Source organism: Dechloromonas denitrificans, from assembly GCF_001551835.1.
Classification (GTDB): Bacteria; Pseudomonadota; Gammaproteobacteria; order Burkholderiales; family Rhodocyclaceae; genus Azonexus; species Azonexus denitrificans.
This window is the reverse complement of record NZ_LODL01000002.1, coordinates 147,128-162,684: the sequence shown is the minus strand read 5'-3', so window position 1 is coordinate 162,684 and position 15,557 is coordinate 147,128. Positions and strand designations below refer to the sequence as shown.

Below are 15,557 nucleotides of genomic sequence, written 5' to 3'. Positions count from 1 at the left end.
GTCTGGGTCATTGTGCTAAATTCGACACAAATACAAAATAGAGTTACCCGGTAGATTATCATGGCTGAAGAAACAGGCACCAATTCGACGACGATGTCGCGCGCCAGCGCCGTGTTGAACTCCCCACGCAGCCGGCGTTTTGGGAAATGGTTCGGCGGATTTTTGCTTCTTTTCGGTCTGTTTGGCTTTTTTGCCGCGCCGCCGCTCGTAAAATCTATTTTGCTCAAGCAACTCTCGACCGAGCTGCACCGCGAGGTCAGCATCGAGAGTATCGATATCAATCCCTTCGCCTTGTCGGCCCGCATCAGCGGCTTGTCGATCAAGGCCGAGGGGGGCAAGGAGCTGGCCGGCTTTGACGAACTGTTCGTCAACCTGTCGACCTTCTCCGTTTTTCAGGCGGGCCTTGTCGTCGATGCCATCCGCCTGCAGGGACCACGCCTGGCGGTGGCGCGACTCAGCGAGGGGCGCTACGACATTTCGGATCTGCTCGATGCGTGGATGAAGCCGAAGGAGGAGCCGGAGAGTCCGCTGCCCCGTTTTTCCCTGAACAATATTCAGGTGATCGGCGGCAAGATCGAGTTCGACGATCAGCCCAAAGGCAAGGTCCATACGATCGGCAATATCAATCTCGGCCTGCCTTTTGTCTCCAGCCTGCCGTATCAGGCCGAAGTCCATATTGAACCGAGCTTTTCGGCCGTCATCAACGGTGCCCCGCTGGCCTTGAAGGGGCGCAGCAAGCCCTTTGCCGGCAAGCATGAAAGCGAACTCGATCTCGACCTGGATCGTTTCGATCTGGCGGGCTTCCAGCCCTACCTGCCGGATTCGGTGCCGCTGCATCTCGGCGCCGGTACGCTCGACTCGGAGTTGAAGATCGTCTTCAGGGAGCTTTCCGAGCAGGTCTTTTCGCTGGCTGTCGTCGGCAGCGCGCATGTTTCCGGCCTGGCATTGGCCGAAAGCGGCGGCCAGCCGCTGATTGGCTGGAAGCGGCTGGATGTCGATCTGGAAAATGCCGATCTGATCAATCGGAAAATCGCCATCAAGCGAATCACGCTCGACGGGCTGGACGCAACGCTTACGGTCAACCGCCAGGGTGAGTTCAATATCCTGATGCTGGCCGACAGACTGGCCCGACCGGCTGCCAAAGCCCCGACTGAGAAGCCAGCGGCAACAAGCTCGCCGGCTAAACCGCTCGAATGGTCGCTCGGGGAATTCGTGCTGACCGACGGTTTGCTGCGCTGGAACGACGATTCGAAACTGGCACCCGTTGTGGGCGAGGTGCGCCATCTGCAAGCAGTGGTTGGCCGGCTCGATAGCAAACTGGTCGAGCCGATCGAAATTGGCGAGGTCAGTTATCAAGTCGATCTCGGAGAGCGTTTCCGGGTCGAAAAAATGCAGATCAAGGGCATTCGCGTCGATCTGCCGGCGCATCGGATTGATATTGCCGAAGTGAGCAACAGCCAGACACGGGCCCGCATGCTGCGCAATAAGACAGGGCAGATCGAGTGGGTCAGTTCGCCAGTGCTGAAAACGATCCGGGCCACCAAAGAGAAAGTCGAAGATGAACGGCCGTGGGTTGGCGCTATCGCCAAGCTTTCCATCGAGGATCTGGCCTTCCGTCTGGAGGATCAGACGACCCGCCCTGCCGCCGTGCAGGAACTGGAGGGCTTCAGCCTGCACGGTGAACACCTGGGTAACGAGCCGGGCAAAAAAGGCACGGTTTCCCTGAAGGGCAAGATCAACAAGAAGGGCAACCTGAACGTCGATGGCACTGTCCAGATCATGCCGCTCAGCGTCGCCCTCAAGGTCCAGACCGAGGCGATCCCGCTGATGCCGCTGCAGCCCTATTTCAGCGAGCAATTGAATATCGCGCTGAGCCGCGGCCAGTTCTCGAACAAGGGCGAAGCCACGGCCGTCATCGACAAGGGAGAGTTGAAGGCCGGCTACAAGGGTTCGCTGACGCTGGGCGATTTTCTTGCGGTCGACAAGATCAACAGTGCCGATTTCCTGAAATGGAAATCCCTCTATGTCGGCGGCGTCGATTTCCAGTTGCAGCCGATGACGATCAATGTCGGTGAAATCGCACTCGCCGATTTTTACTCCCGTTTGATTCTCAATGCGGCCGGACGACTGAACGTTCAGGATATTGTCAAAAAACCGGAGGGCGAAGTTGTCGTTGCCCCGCCGGCGCCGACCCAGGGGCCGACCGAGGCGAGCAAGACGGCAGCCGTCAAACCGCCCGCCAAGGAGGCTGTAGCGGCGAAACCGGTTGTGCCGATCAAGATCGCCAAGATTACGCTGCAAAACGGGACGGTCAATTTCTCCGATTTTTTCGTCAAGCCGAATTACACGGTGAATGTCACCAAGCTCGGCGGTCGTATCTCCGGCCTGTCATCGGCGGCCGATACGCTGGCCGATCTCGAATTGCGGGGTAGTTATGCCAACTCGGCGCCTGTTCAGATAGCCGGCAAACTCAACCCGCTGGCTGCCAAGTCATTCCTCGACATAAAGGCGGAGGTGACCGGTGTCGATCTGGTCGGCTTCTCGCCGTACTCCGGCAAGTATGCCGGCTACGCCATCGAGAAAGGCAAGTTGTCGCTGAATCTGGCTTACAAGCTGGAGAACAACCTGCTCACTGCCGACAACCGCCTGTTCATTGATCAATTCACTTTCGGCGACCAGATCGAAAGTCCGGATGCGACCAAGCTGCCGGTCAATCTGGCGATTTCGCTACTCAAGAACAATCGCGGTGAGATCGATCTCAACCTGCCGATTTCCGGTTCGCTGGATGACCCGGAGTTCTCGGTCGGTGGCCTGATTTTCAAGGTGATCGGCAACCTGTTCGTCAAGGCGGTCACTTCCCCGTTCGCATTGCTCGGTTCGATGTTCGGCAGCGGCGAGGAATTGTCGAATGTCGAGTTCGCTCCGGGCCGGGCGGCGATCAACGAGGCAGCCGGCAAAAAGCTGGAAGCGTTGGCCAAGGCGCTGAACGAGCGCGCCGCGCTGAAGCTGGAAATTACCGGCCGGGCCGATCCGGAGGCCGACAAGGAAGGCATCAAGCGGGTTGCCATCGAACGCGCCATGAAGGCCGAGAAGCTGAAGGACACGCTGAAGAAGAGCGGCGAGGGGGATTCTCTGGAAAGTATTGAAATTGCGCCGGAAGAATATAAAACCTACCTGACCCGGGCCTACAAGGAAGCCAAGTTCCCGAAGCCGCGCAACATGGTCGGCATGCAGAAGGAGCTGCCGGTCGAGGAGATGGAAAAGCTGATGCTGACCAACTTGCCGGCGAGCGATGACGATGTCCGTGCTCTGGCCGTGCGCCGGGCCGAAACGGTACAGGGCTGGCTGGTCGAGTCGGGCAAGGTGCCGGTCGAGCGAATCTTCCTGCTGCCGGCAAAGATCGAAGCCGATGAAAAAGCCAAGACCAGCCGGGTCGATTTTTCGTTGAGATGATGCGATGAGCCAAACGATGGGGCTTGCCCTGATCGCCGCGGTCGTGGTCGTCATCCTGCTGCAGGTGGTTGTGCTGCTGCGCGGCGGGCGGCGCCCGGACGATGAGTTGCGTTTGCGCAGCCTGCAGGAGGCGCAGGAAAAAGGCCTGGCGCGCCTCGAGCGTGAGTTGCGCGAGGAACTGGCGCGCGGCCGGCGCGAAGATGCCGAGGAGGCCTTTCGTGACCGTGAGGAGCGGGCCCAGTCATCAACCCTGCTCGGCCAGGCGCTGAGCACCCAGGTTGGTCAGTTCGGCACGCTGCAGGGCGAGCGGCTCGAAGCCTTTGCCCGTGAACTGAACCGTTTTTCGCTCGGCCTGGACGAACGTTTCGAACGCCTGAAATTGGCCGTTGAAGGGCGGTTGACCGCAATCCAGGCCGATAATGCGGCGAAGCTGGAAGAGATGCGGCGGACTGTCGATGAAAAATTGCATGCGACGCTGGAACAGCGCCTCGGCGAATCCTTCAAACTGGTCAGCGATCGGCTGGAACAGGTCCATCGCGGGCTGGGCGAGATGCAGACGCTGGCCGTCGGGGTCGGCGATCTCAAGCGCGTGCTGACCAACGTCAAGACGCGCGGCACCTGGGGCGAGGTGCAGCTTTCGGCGCTGCTCGAACAATTGCTGACCGCCGATCAGTTCGCGGCGAATGTCGCGACGCGGCCGGGCAGCAACGAGCGCGTCGACTTTGCCATTCGCCTGCCGGGCAAGGATGATGGCGCAGTGGTCTGGCTGCCGATTGATGCCAAGTTTCCGATCGAGGATTACCTGCGGTTGAGCGAGGCTCAGGAGCGCGGCGATCCGGCGGCTGTCGAGGATGCCGCCAAGGGTATCGAATTGCGCCTGAAGAGCGAGGCGAAAAGCATCCGCGACAAATACGTCGCGCCGCCGCAGACCACGGATTTTGCCTTGCTCTATCTGCCGATCGAGGGGCTGTACGCCGAGGCGCTGCGCCGGCCGGGCCTGGCCGAAACGCTGCAGCGCGATTTCCGGATCAGCCTGGCTGGTCCGACGACGCTGGCGGCGTTGCTCAATACGCTGCAGATGGGTTTTCGGACGCTGGCCATCGAGCAGCGCTCGGCCGAAGTCTGGGCCGTGCTCGGCGCGGTGAAGACCGAGTTCGGCAAGTTTGGCGAAGCCTTGGCGCATACCAAAAAGAAGCTCGATGAAGCGAGCAGCAGTATCAGCAAGGCAGAAACCCGCACCCGTCAGCTCTCGCGCAAACTAAAGGAAGTCGAGGCGCTGCCGGTGGCGGAATCGGAACAATTGATTGGGGTGGTGGAGTTTGATGGCGAAGACGAGTGAACTGGAGGCGCTGTACCGCGCAACAACTTACCGGGTGTTCTTGCCGGGGGGGCATTGCGACCTGCGTATCGACCAGCCCTGTGAAAAGCTGAGTTGCTGGCTGGAAACCGCTGGGGCGTCGAACTTTGCCATCATTACGGCGTGCAATCCGGGTTCGCAGTTGGTGGATGCAGCGAAGAATGCGGAGCAACAGTCGTTGCTCGAATGCGATCTGCTGGAGGGTAACTACGAGCCCTACGCCGGCGAGAATGTGGCCGATGACGCGGCCTGGCCGGTCGAGGAAAGCTGTTTCGTCGCCGATATCGCGGCGGAAGACGCCTGTGCCCTGGGTCAGGATTATGGCCAGAATGCGGTGGTTTTTGGCGGCGCCGATGGCGTGCCGCGACTGCTCTGGATTGAGTACGGCGACGCATGATGGCAAAAAAAATCGGTCGTTTTGAGGTCCGTGGCGAGTTGGGGCGAGGCGCCCAGAGTACGGTTTATCTGGGTTTCGATGCCCAACTGCAACGCGAGGTCGCAATCAAGACCGTCCATTTCAGCAAGCCCGACCCGGCGCAGAATCAGGTATTGCTGGATGAAGCGCGGACGGTCGGCAAGTTGCGCCATGCGAACATCGTACCGATCTACGAGGCCGGTGAGGACGGCGGCGATCTCTACCTGGTCTTCGAATATGTGCCGGGCAAGAATCTGGCCGAGTTCCTGCGTGACTGCGGCGCACTGTCGGCCGTCAAGGCGGTCGGCATTCTGCGGCCGATTCTCGACGCCGTGGCGCAGGCTCACGCCCAGGGCATCATCCACAGGGATCTGAAGCCGTCGAATATCCTGCTCGATGAAAACGGCACGCCGCGCGTCATGGACTTTGGTATCGCCACCCGTCTCGGCAGTGTCAGCGAGTCGGCCGACGAGTATTCGGGGACGCCAGCCTACATGGCGCCTGAATATGTCGAGAAGCGCGAGTCGAGCGAACGCTCGGATGTTTTCGCGGCTGGCCTGATCCTGTTCGAGATGCTGGCCGGGCGGCGCGCCGTGGAAGGGAGCAACATCTTCCAGGTCATGCACCGGATTGCCAACGAAGATGTCAAATTGCCGGCGAGTGCTGCGGTCGACGAGCGTTTGAGCGGTATTTTGTACAAGGCGCTGGCCCGTGACCCGTCGGTGCGCTACCAGTCGGCGACGCAGTTTGCCGAGGCGCTCGACAATTATCTCGACCCGGAAGAGGACGCGGCGCAAAACGCCGGCGGCAAACAGGCAACGCTCGATTTCCTGCTCCGTCGCATGCGCCACAAGAGCGATTTCCCCGCTCTGTCGGAATCGGTCAGTGCGATCAACAAGATTGCCAACAGCGAGACGGAGAGCATCAACAAGCTGTCCAATTCCATCCTCAAGGACTTCGCGCTGACCAACAAGATTCTGCGCCTGGTCAATTCGGCTTATTTCCGGCCGGCCGGTGGCGGCAGCATCAGTACCGTGTCGCGGGCGGTGATCGTCCTAGGTTTCGAGGCGGTACGCAATATAGCGATTACCGTGCTGTTGTTCGAGCACCTGCAGAACAAGTCGAATGCCAACCAGTTGAAGGAAGATTTCCTGCGTGCCAACCTGGCCGGCATTCTCGCCAAGGACATCAGTGCGGTGGCGCAGATGCGCGATCTGGAGCAGACCTTCATCTGCGCACTGTTCCACAGCCTGGGGCGCCTTTTGTCGCAATACTATTTCCCCGAGGAGTCGGACGAGATCCGCCGCATCATGGCGCAGAAGAATTGCAGCGAAGACAATGCTGCGCTACAGGTGCTGGGGATTTCCTTCGAGGATATGGGCATCGCCATCGCCCGCCAATGGGGTTTTCCGCCACTGATCGTCGGCACCATGCGCAAACTGCCGGCCGGCCCCGTCAAGAAGCCAGTGACGCAGGAGGAGCGCCTGCGTGTTCTATCCGGCTACTCCAACGAATTGTGCGACGTGATTGCCCAGGCGACACCGGAAGCGCGTGACCGGGAAATGAAGAAGGCGATGACCCGCTTTGCCAGCGCCGTGTCGCTCGATCAGAAGGAATTGCAGCAGACGGTGCAACGGGCCGTCGAGGAAATTGCCGAATTCGCCCGCATCATTCATCTCAATCTGCAGCAGACCACGTTCGGCAAGCAGATGCGGCAGTTTGCCCGCGGCAGCGCCCAGGAAGGCAGGGCTGCGGTCGACGCATCAAATGGCGATGATTCGATGAATGGCACGCTGCTCCGCGAGAGCGGCCCGCTCGGCACCAGCGATCCGGATGATCCGGGCGGGGCGGTGGTCGATGCGCAAGCCATCCTGACGGCCGGTATCCAGGACATCAGCAATACGCTGGTCGATGGCTTCAAGCTGAACGACATCCTGCGCATCATTCTCGAAACCATGTACCGGGCGATGGGGTTCAAGCGCGTCGTGCTGTGCATCCGCGATGCCAAGAGCGGCTGCATGCAGGGGCGTTTCGGCTTTGGGCCCGAGGCCAACGAGATCGCCAAGGCCTTTCGCTTCCCGCTGACCTTCACGCCGGACATCTTCCATGCGGCAACCTCGAAGGGGGCCGATATCCTGATCAGCGACATCAACGATCCCAAGATCGCCAGCCGTATTCCCGACTGGTATCGCAAGGCCGTGCCGGCCCATTCCTTCGTGCTCTTGCCGCTCAACATCAAGGGCAACCCGGTAGCCCTGATCTACGCCGATCGTGACGAGCCGGGCGGGATCGATATTCCCGAAAAGGAACTGTCGCTGCTGCGCACGCTGCGCAATCAGGCGGTGCTGGCGATCAAGCAGGGAAGCTGAGGCCGGAAAGCACGATGCCCGCAGGGCGGGCATCGTTGTCTTGCTAGCAGTTGGCTGGTCGTCTTACCAGAGCTTCCACCAGGCCACCTTGCGCTCCAGGCCATCCTTGTAATAACGGCTGTTCGGATAGTTCTGGCGCAGCACCCGGTCGGCATCGTCGCGCAGATCGGTCATGCCCAGCTTGTCGTAGGCGGTGATCATGACGAACAGCGCTTCCTCGTTGGCCGGGGCCTGCGGGTAGGTCTTGATCGCCATCTGGGCGCGATTGGCCGCTGCAATGTAGGCGCCCCGCTTGATGTAGTAGCGGGCGACGTTGACTTCCTGCGAGGCCATCGCGTTGACCAGATAGTTCAGGCGCTTGCTGGCATCCGGTGTGTATTTGCTGTTCGGGAAACGGATGACCAGTTCGCGAAAGGCATCGAACGCATCGCGGGCTGCCTTCGGGTCACGTTCGGTCGGGTCCTGCGTGCTGATCAAGCCGGCCAAGCCGAGATCTTCGTTGAAGTTGATCAGGCCTTTCAGGTAATAGACATAATCGACGGCCGGATGGTTCGGGTGCAGCTTGATGAAGCGGTCGCAGGCGGCCAGCGCCGAACCGGGCTCATTGCCCTTCCAGTAGACATAGCCGAGTTCAAGCTGGGCTTGCTGGGCGAAGCGGCCGTAGGGGTAGCGCGATTCCAGCTTTTCCAGGTATTTGGCCGCCTTGTCCCAGGCGCCATCTTCCTGCGAGTCCTTGGCCGAGGAGTAAAGCTTGCTGGCTGACCAGCCGGCGGTTTCATCCGGACCATTGCCGAACGAACTGCAACCAGCCATGACGCCGGCGACGAAAAGTGCCAGGAACAGACGGAAGAGGGCGGGGAATGACTGGAATGCGGGTAAACTTCGCATCATGAACGATCCTATTGAAGATTCCGGCGATTATAGCCGAACTGAGCCGCTCCACCTGACGGTTCCTGACGCCAGCTACGGTCGGCGTCTTGATCAGGTGCTGGCTGAACTGCTGCCGCAGCATTCCCGTAACCGTCTGCAAGCCTGGGTGCGGGAAGGCTGCGTTCAGGTTGATGGAAAAGTCGAGAGCGAACCCAAGCGCAAGTTGCTCGGTGGCGAGCGCCTGCTCGTCGAGGCACCGGTGGAGGCCCATGTGCTGGCCGAACAGCCGGAAGATATTCCGCTTGATGTCGTCTTCGAAGATGAAACCCTGCTCGTCATCAACAAGCCGGCCGGGCTGGTCGTGCATCCGGGCAGCGGCAATTGGAGCGGTACGCTGATGAATGCGCTGCTTCACCACGTGCCGGGCATCGAGGCGGTGCCGCGGGCCGGCATCGTGCATCGGCTGGACAAGGACACCAGTGGCCTGCTAGTCGTCGCCAAGACGCTGGAGGCGCAGACCGACCTCGTCCGTCAGTTGCAGGCCCGCACCGTGCGGCGCATCTACCTGGCGCTGGCGGCTGGCGCGATGAAGCATGAGGGGACGGTCAACGAGCCAATCGGCCGGCATCCGTCGCTGCGCATCAAGATGGCCGTGGTGCCGGAAAATCGGGGCGGCAAGCCGGCAATCACCAACATCCGCATCCTCGAAGCCTTTACCTATACCACCTTCGTCGAGTGCTCGCTGGAAACCGGGCGTACCCACCAGATCCGTGTCCATATGGCGGCCATCCATCATCCGCTGGTTGGCGACCAGGTCTACGGCAAGCGCAACCCGAAGTTGCCGGAATTCCACCGCCAGGCGCTGCACGCCACCCGTCTCGGCCTGGTGCATCCGCTGACCGGGCTTAAAATGCAGTGGGAAGTGCCGCTGCCGGCAGATATGCGCGATCTGCTCGACCAACTGCGTTATGGCTGAGTTGCTGGTCCCGGATTGGCCGGTCCCGGCCAACGTCCGGGCGCTGCAAACCCTGCGTAGCGGTGGCTGCAGTGCGGCGCCCTGGCGCAGTTTGAATCTGGGTGATCATGTCGGGGACGACCTCGTCCATGTCGAGGCCAATCGTGCCCTGCTACGTCGGCATTTGCCGGCTGAGCCGCTGTGGTTGCGCCAGGTGCATGGCATTGCTGCGGTCGACGCTGATATTTCGGCAAAAATGCCCGAGGCCGATGCCGCTTATGCCCGCCGGTCCGGTACCGTTTGCGCCGTGATGACGGCCGATTGTCTGCCGGTGCTCTTCTGCGACCGGGCAGGCAGTGTCGTCGCCGCCGCCCATGCCGGTTGGCGTGGCTTGCTGGACGGCGTGCTGGAAACGACGGTGGCAGCCATGGGTGTGCCGCCGGGCGAACTCCTCGCCTGGCTTGGCCCGGCCATTGGCCCGAGCTGCTTCGAGGTGGGGGATGAGGTGCGTACTGCCTTCGTTGCCCGTGATCCGCTCGCCGCTGCCGCTTTCGTCGGTCATGGAGGGGACAAGTGGCTGGCCGACATCTATCTCCTGGCCCGCCAGCGTCTTTCATCGCTCGGTCTCGGCTCGATCAGTGGCGGCGAGCTGTGTACCGTCAGTGATGCCGCCCGTTTTTTCTCCTACCGGCGGGACGGGGTGACCGGCCGCATGGCCAGTCTGATCTGGCTGGTCTAGCGACTTGTCTGGTCAAATAGCGGGCCATCCTTGCCATGGATCAAGGCCGGGCCAAGTAACATATTGCCTAATGCGCTGCCCTGCCGGTTGCAGGGGGCTTTTTCAGTCATGCAATCGAGACTTCTAGATGAAACGTATTGACGACCTTCTGACCTGGTTGACCATTGTCACGCTGGCCGGGATCTGGGGCTGGGGGCAATTTGTCGGAGCCTTGTCGCCAGTGTTGCTGCTACTGCCACTCGCCCTGATCGCTGGCGCGACGATGCTTTCGCATCGGGAGCGGGGGCGCTGGAAATCCCGGCAAAGCCAGAACATGAAGAATCTTGAAAACATCATGAGCGAGTACCACGTCCTCTCGAACGAGGCGATGGCCCATGCCGAGTTGCAATTCGCCGATCTGGAGCGGGAGATCGAGGGCGCGCAGAAGATTATCCGGGACTCGGTGAGTACGCTGTCGGGAAGCCTGACCGGCCTCGAATCCAACTCTTCCGATCAGCGCCAGGTTCTGAAGTCATTGATCGACGAACTGCTCGACATGACCGGTTCCGAATCTGAAACCAGTCGCGAACAGGTCGGCTTGCAGCGCTTTTTCGAGGAAACGCGAACGCTGATTGCCGAATTCGTCAGGAAAATGGGCGACTTGCGCGAAGCCAGCGTTGAAATCGCCAGTGGTTTCGAGCAGATCCAGGATCAGGTAACGACGATTTCGAGCAAGCTCAACGATATCGCCGGCATTACCAAACAAACCGATCTGCTCGCCCTGAATGCGGCGATCGAAGCTGCACGGGCCGGCGAGGCTGGTCGCGGCTTTGCCGTGGTGGCCGACGAAGTGCGCGATCTGGCGGCCCGGACCAGTGCCTTCAACGTCGAAATTCGTCAGGCTCTCGGCGATATCGTCAATTCGCTGAGTACGGTCGGTGGTCGTGTTGAAGAGGCGGCGAAGACCGACATGAGTGTTGCCGAAAACTCCCAGGCGACGCTGATCAGTCTCGGCCAGGAAATGCTCTCGCTGACCGATAAGGCGCGTCAGCACTCGCGTCACATTACCGAAGTCACCGAGCGGATGCATGGCTTGACCCAGGAAGGAGTACTCGCCATCCAGTTCGAGGACCTGGTGACCCAGCGCATGACGCGGATTACCCAGCGCATGCTGCACGTTGGCCAGTACCTGCATGCCTTCCTCGGCCTGCATCAGGATCAGAGCGAGGCCGATGGTCTGCTGCGCTTCAAGAAGCGTTCGGAGAAACTGGTCGCTTTGCTGGTCGACTCGCATCAGAAGAGCGACTCGATCAAGCTGCTGGGCAACGCTGCGAAAAACTCGGACGCTTCCGATATCGAGCTTTTCTGAGGAAAGTGTTCAAGTAGCAGCAAGGGCAGCGCGTGTCGTGCGCTGCCTTTTTTACGCCTGGGGCTTACATCCGTCCGCTGCGCAGATAGTTCAGGTGCCAGCTCAGGGCTTCATCAAGCAAATGGGGCGTTTGCTTACCCGGCGATAGATCCAGTGAGCGCTTGTAGTAATCCATCAGCGCCGGCCGGAAGTGCGGGTGAGCACAGTTCTCGATGACCACCTTGGCACGTTGTTTCGGTGACAGACCACGCAGGTCGGCCAGGCCCTGTTCGGTTACCAGGATCTGGACATCGTGCTCGGTATGATCGACGTGCGAGACCATCGGCACGATGCAGGAGATCTCGCCATTCTTGGCCTGCGAGGGGGTCATGAAAATCGAGATATAGGCATTCCGGGCGAAATCGCCGGAACCGCCGATGCCGTTCATGATCTTGGTACCCATCACATGCGTTGAATTGACGTTGCCGTAGATGTCGGCCTCGATCATGCCGTTCATCGCAATTACACCCAGCCGGCGGATGATTTCCGGATGATTGCTGATCTCCTGCGGGCGCAGGATGATGCTGTCGCGATAGCGTTCGAGGTCGGCATTCAATTCCGCCAGCGCACCGGAACTGAGCGAAAAGGCAGTGGCCGAGGCGCAGGTCAGCTTGCCGGATTTGAGCATTTCCAGCATGCCGTCCTGCAATACTTCGGTATACGCAGTCAGGTTGTCGAACGGCCCCTCGTTCAGGCTGCCCATTACCGCATTGGCAATATTGCCGACTCCGGATTGCAGGGGCAGCAGGTTGGCGGGCAGGCGGCCCAGCTTGACCTCATGCTCCATGAATTCAAGGATGTGGCCGGCGATCTTGCGCGAATTGTCGTCCGGCGTCGAAAAGGCGGAGTTGCGGTCTGGGCTGTTCGTTTCGACGACGGCAATCACCTTGCTCGGGTCACAGCGCAGGTAGGGCTCGCCGATCCGGTCGCTGGTCTTGATCAAGGGGATCGGCCGGCGGTTGGGGGGCAGGCTGGTCCCGTAGTAAATGTCGTGCATGCCCTCAAGATGCGGGTTTTGCCACGAGTTGACCTCGAGGATCACCTTGTCGGCCTGGTCCAGCCAGGTCTTGTTGTTGCCGACCGACGATGAGGGAATCAGGCGGCCGTCTTCGAGAATGCCGGCGACTTCGACGACGGCGATATCCAGCTTGCCGAGAAAGCCGGACCAGACGAACTGGGCAACGTGCGACAGATGGATGTCGATGTACTCCATCTCGCCGGCATTGATCCGCTTGCGGCAGGTCGGATCCGACTGGTAGGGCAGGCGCAGTTCGACGCCGTCGACCATGGCCAGCGCCCCATCGAGGTCGGGGGCCGTCGAGGCGCCGGTCCACACGCCGATCTTGAACTTTTTGCCGTACAGGTTGGCGTCCATGATGCGCTTGGCCAGCGCCGAAGGCACAACCTTCGGGTAGCCTGCACCGGTAAAGCCGCTCATCCCGACGTTGACGCCGGACGGAATGAGATTGGCGGCCTCTTCGGCCGACATGATCTTGCTGCGCAATGCTGCGTTATGGACGCGGGATGCTCCACCCATTTTCTCAATGCTCCTGAATAGCGGTATGAAAACGTCTCCAGTCGACCGGGCCGAAAAAAAGCCCGCACGAGGCGGGCTCAAATCCAGATCCAAAGCGCATTAAGGTCTGGAGGAGACGGTGCGCAAATCTAACAAAAGCCGGAAAAGCCAACGAACGAGATTTTTTTACGCGACAGGTAAGAAAATCTTAATCGTGTGCGATCGGCTTGCGGCGAGCAATCAGTTCGCCGGCTTTTCCTCGCCGGCCGGCTTTGCGTCCGGCGCTGCCAGCGGGGCGGAAGCATCGGCAGCCTTCGGGGTTTCGGCCTGGCTGTCGGGCGCGGCTGCCGGCAAGGCGGGGGTTGTGGCCGGGGCGGGCAGGGCAGTCGTCGCTTCTTCCTTCTTGCCGCAAGCGGTCAGGGCTATGGCGAGCAGGGCGGCAACGAGCAGGGATCGTTTCATTTCTGGTACTTCCTTTCACTATCGGACAAAAGCACCGCAGCGGCGGCGTAGGGTGAAAGATAGTGATCGGCTTGCCCGGCGGCAAACGACAATTTATGATCTGACACTTTAGAAAATCTTAATCGTTAATGGCTTATCGCCTGCCCCCCCTGTCCGCCATGCGTGCTTTTGAAGCAGCCAGTCGCCATCTGAGCTTCAAAAAGGCAGCCGAAGAACTGCATGTCACGCCGGCGGCGATCAGTCAGCAGATCAAGACGCTGGAAGAGTATCTCGGCGTCAGCCTGTTTCGCCGGCTGACTCGCGCGCTGGAAATCACGGCTGAAGGGAGCGCTATGCTGCCCAAGGTACGGGAGGGTTTTGAATGCTTTGCCAGCGCCGTCGATAGTACCCGCCGCCCCGGTGATGGTGTCCTGACCATCCTGGCGCCGCCGTCGTTTGCCGCGCGCTGGCTGGTGCCGCGCCTGCCCCGCTTTGCCGCCGCCTGCCCGGAGGTCAAGTTGCGCCTTTCGAGCAGTGGCGATGCCGTCGACCGGCGGGGTGAAAAGCGCGAACTGGAAGGCGAGCCCGTCGATCTGCGTGCGGCGAGCAGCGCGCTGGCGATTCGCTATGGCACCGGCAACTACCCGGGCTTTCGGGTCGAGCAGATTCTTTCCCCGGACTGGGTGCCGGTCTGCAGTCCGCGTTTGCTCGAACTTGGACCGCCGCTAAAGGTGCCCGAAGATCTGGCTCGGCATGTGCTGATTCATGATGAAACGATCGAGGATGAGGAGCGTCAGCCGAGCTGGCGGGAATGGCTGGCCAGTGCCGGAGTGCGTGGCGTCGAAGCGCAGCGCGGCCCGCGCTTTTCGAATGCGCTGCTGGCAGTTGAGGCGGCGCTTGAAGCACAGGGCGTCGCGCTGGCCTTGCAGCCGCTGGTCGAGGCCGATGTGGCCGCAGGACGCCTGGTCGTTCCCTTCGAGCTTTCGGTGCCTTCCCCCTACGCTTATTATCTGGTCATGCGCAAGGCCGTCGCCGAGCGCGACTCGGTCGCGGCCTTTCGCTGCTGGTTGCTGGCCGAGGTGCAGGCCTCGGGCGGGGTTCGTCGCTCACGAACGGATGAGCCGGCGGTCGACGGGGGCGAGGGCGTATAATCCGCGCCTTTCCCCAAGTATCAGACCCCTGTGAGTACTCTTTCCTGGATTATTGCCGTGTCGCTGGCGGGCGGCGTTTTGAGCGTTGTCGCAGCGGCGGCCCTAAGCGTCGCGGTTGGTACTCAGCGAGTCAGCATGCTGATTTCCTACGCGATTGGTGCGTTGCTCGGCGCTGCTTTTCTGGAAATCCTGCCGCACGCCCTCGAGCATGGCGAGCCGCACAACATGGCGGCGACTGTACTGTTCGGCATCATGGTCTTTTTTGTCCTGGAGAAACTGGTTCTCTGGCGGCATTGCCACCACGACCATTGCGAGGCGCATGAGGCACATGCGCCGGCGCACGATCATGGACGTTCCGGCCTGCTCATCCTGGTCGGCGATACCTTCCACAACTTTGTGGACGGCATCCTGATCGCGGCGGCCTTCCTGGAAAGTACCGAACTCGGCATCGTCACCGCGCTGGCCATCATCGCCCACGAAATTCCGCAGGAAGTCGGCGATTATCTGATCCTGCTGCACTCCGGCTACAGCAAGGTGCGCGCCCTGGCCTTCAATCTGCTGTCCAGTCTGGCGACCTTGGTCGGGGCAATGCTCGCCTATTTTGCCCTGTCCGAATTGACCGAGTGGATTCCGACGCTACTCGGCCTGGCTGCGGCGAGCATGATCTATGTCGCCGTCGCCGACCTGATTCCCGGCTTGCACAAGCGGACCGAGTTGAAGGCGACGCTTCAGCAGGTGCTATTGATCGGGCTGGGTATCGGTTCGATCGCCCTCGTCCGGACGCTGGTTGGCGAGTAATTCGCGGTAGCGCCGGCGCTGCCGGCGCACCTTGCTGCCACTGATCCAGAGCAGCAGTCCGCAGGGCAGCAGCCCGTAAAAAAAGAATGAAATTATGCCGGCAACG

Annotated in this window: 12 protein-coding genes; 9 read left to right on the top strand and 3 right to left on the bottom strand. The window is 60.7% G+C overall.

The genetic code is table 11. The annotated features are described in order from the left end of the window. Window positions 1-60 precede the first annotated feature (60 nt). Genes AT959_RS00705 through AT959_RS00690 form a run of 4 tightly spaced genes read left to right on the top strand, consistent with a single transcriptional unit; the run spans window position 61 to window position 7,594 of the window. Entirely contained in the window at window positions 61-3,453 is a 3,393-nt protein-coding gene (locus AT959_RS00705) for a DUF748 domain-containing protein (protein WP_083518130.1), read from the top strand. Window positions 3,454-3,457: 4 nt separating this feature from the next. Next, the gene (locus tag AT959_RS00700) at window positions 3,458-4,792 is read left to right on the top strand and encodes a DNA recombination protein RmuC (RefSeq protein ID WP_083518129.1); all 1,335 of its coding nucleotides are present in this window, start codon (window positions 3,458-3,460) and stop codon (window positions 4,790-4,792) included. Beyond that, complete coding sequence (locus AT959_RS00695; RefSeq protein ID WP_066879414.1) at window positions 4,776-5,207, top strand: DUF3293 domain-containing protein; 432 nt, start codon at window positions 4,776-4,778, stop codon at window positions 5,205-5,207. The genes AT959_RS00700 and AT959_RS00695 overlap by 17 nt, the downstream gene beginning before the upstream one ends. After that, window positions 5,204-7,594 (top strand): protein kinase domain-containing protein, encoded by a 2,391-nt coding sequence (locus tag AT959_RS00690; RefSeq protein WP_338032486.1) that lies wholly within the window; start codon window positions 5,204-5,206, stop codon window positions 7,592-7,594. The genes AT959_RS00695 and AT959_RS00690 overlap by 4 nt, the downstream gene beginning before the upstream one ends. A gap of 63 nt (window positions 7,595-7,657) precedes the next feature. On the opposite strand, the gene AT959_RS00685 is transcribed toward AT959_RS00690, so the two are convergent. Then, entirely contained in the window at window positions 7,658-8,485 is an 828-nt protein-coding gene (locus tag AT959_RS00685; protein WP_276203648.1) for an outer membrane protein assembly factor BamD, read from the bottom strand. On the opposite strand from AT959_RS00685, the gene rluD reads away from it, so the two are divergent. The 3 genes from rluD (at window position 8,484) to AT959_RS21345 (ending at window position 11,506) form a co-directional block, all read left to right on the top strand. Then, complete coding sequence (gene rluD / locus AT959_RS00680) at window positions 8,484-9,440, top strand: 23S rRNA pseudouridine(1911/1915/1917) synthase RluD (RefSeq protein WP_066879408.1); 957 nt, start codon at window positions 8,484-8,486, stop codon at window positions 9,438-9,440. The genes AT959_RS00685 and rluD overlap by 2 nt on opposite strands. Then, on the top strand, window positions 9,433-10,158 hold the full coding sequence (gene pgeF, locus AT959_RS00675) for a peptidoglycan editing factor PgeF (protein ID WP_066879406.1): 726 nt from the start codon (window positions 9,433-9,435) through the stop codon (window positions 10,156-10,158). Before rluD ends, pgeF begins: the two co-directional genes overlap by 8 nt. A 127-nt stretch (window positions 10,159-10,285) precedes the next feature. Beyond that, the gene (locus AT959_RS21345; RefSeq protein WP_066879402.1) at window positions 10,286-11,506 is read left to right on the top strand and encodes a methyl-accepting chemotaxis protein; all 1,221 of its coding nucleotides are present in this window, start codon (window positions 10,286-10,288) and stop codon (window positions 11,504-11,506) included. 64 nt (window positions 11,507-11,570) lie between these two features. Here AT959_RS21345 and AT959_RS00665 read toward each other — a convergent pair whose 3' ends face one another. Then, window positions 11,571-13,082, bottom strand: a complete 1,512-nt coding sequence (locus AT959_RS00665) for an acetyl-CoA hydrolase/transferase family protein (protein WP_066879399.1) — start codon at window positions 13,080-13,082, stop codon at window positions 11,571-11,573. A 219-nt stretch (window positions 13,083-13,301) separates the two neighbouring features. After that, window positions 13,302-13,523, bottom strand: coding sequence for a hypothetical protein (locus AT959_RS00660; protein ID WP_066879396.1), 222 nt, complete (start codon window positions 13,521-13,523; stop codon window positions 13,302-13,304). Window positions 13,524-13,651: 128 nt separating this feature from the next. Here AT959_RS00660 and gcvA point away from each other — a divergent pair, with 128 nt between their 5' ends. Together gcvA and AT959_RS00650 are read left to right on the top strand one after the other, a co-directional pair. Then, window positions 13,652-14,653 (top strand): transcriptional regulator GcvA, encoded by a 1,002-nt coding sequence (gcvA, locus tag AT959_RS00655; RefSeq protein WP_066879393.1) that lies wholly within the window; start codon window positions 13,652-13,654, stop codon window positions 14,651-14,653. Between the two features lie 30 nt (window positions 14,654-14,683). Further along, window positions 14,684-15,451: a ZIP family metal transporter gene (locus AT959_RS00650; RefSeq protein WP_066879390.1), complete on the top strand. Its 768-nt coding sequence runs from the start codon at window positions 14,684-14,686 to the stop codon at window positions 15,449-15,451. Window positions 15,452-15,557: the final 106 nt, after the last annotated feature.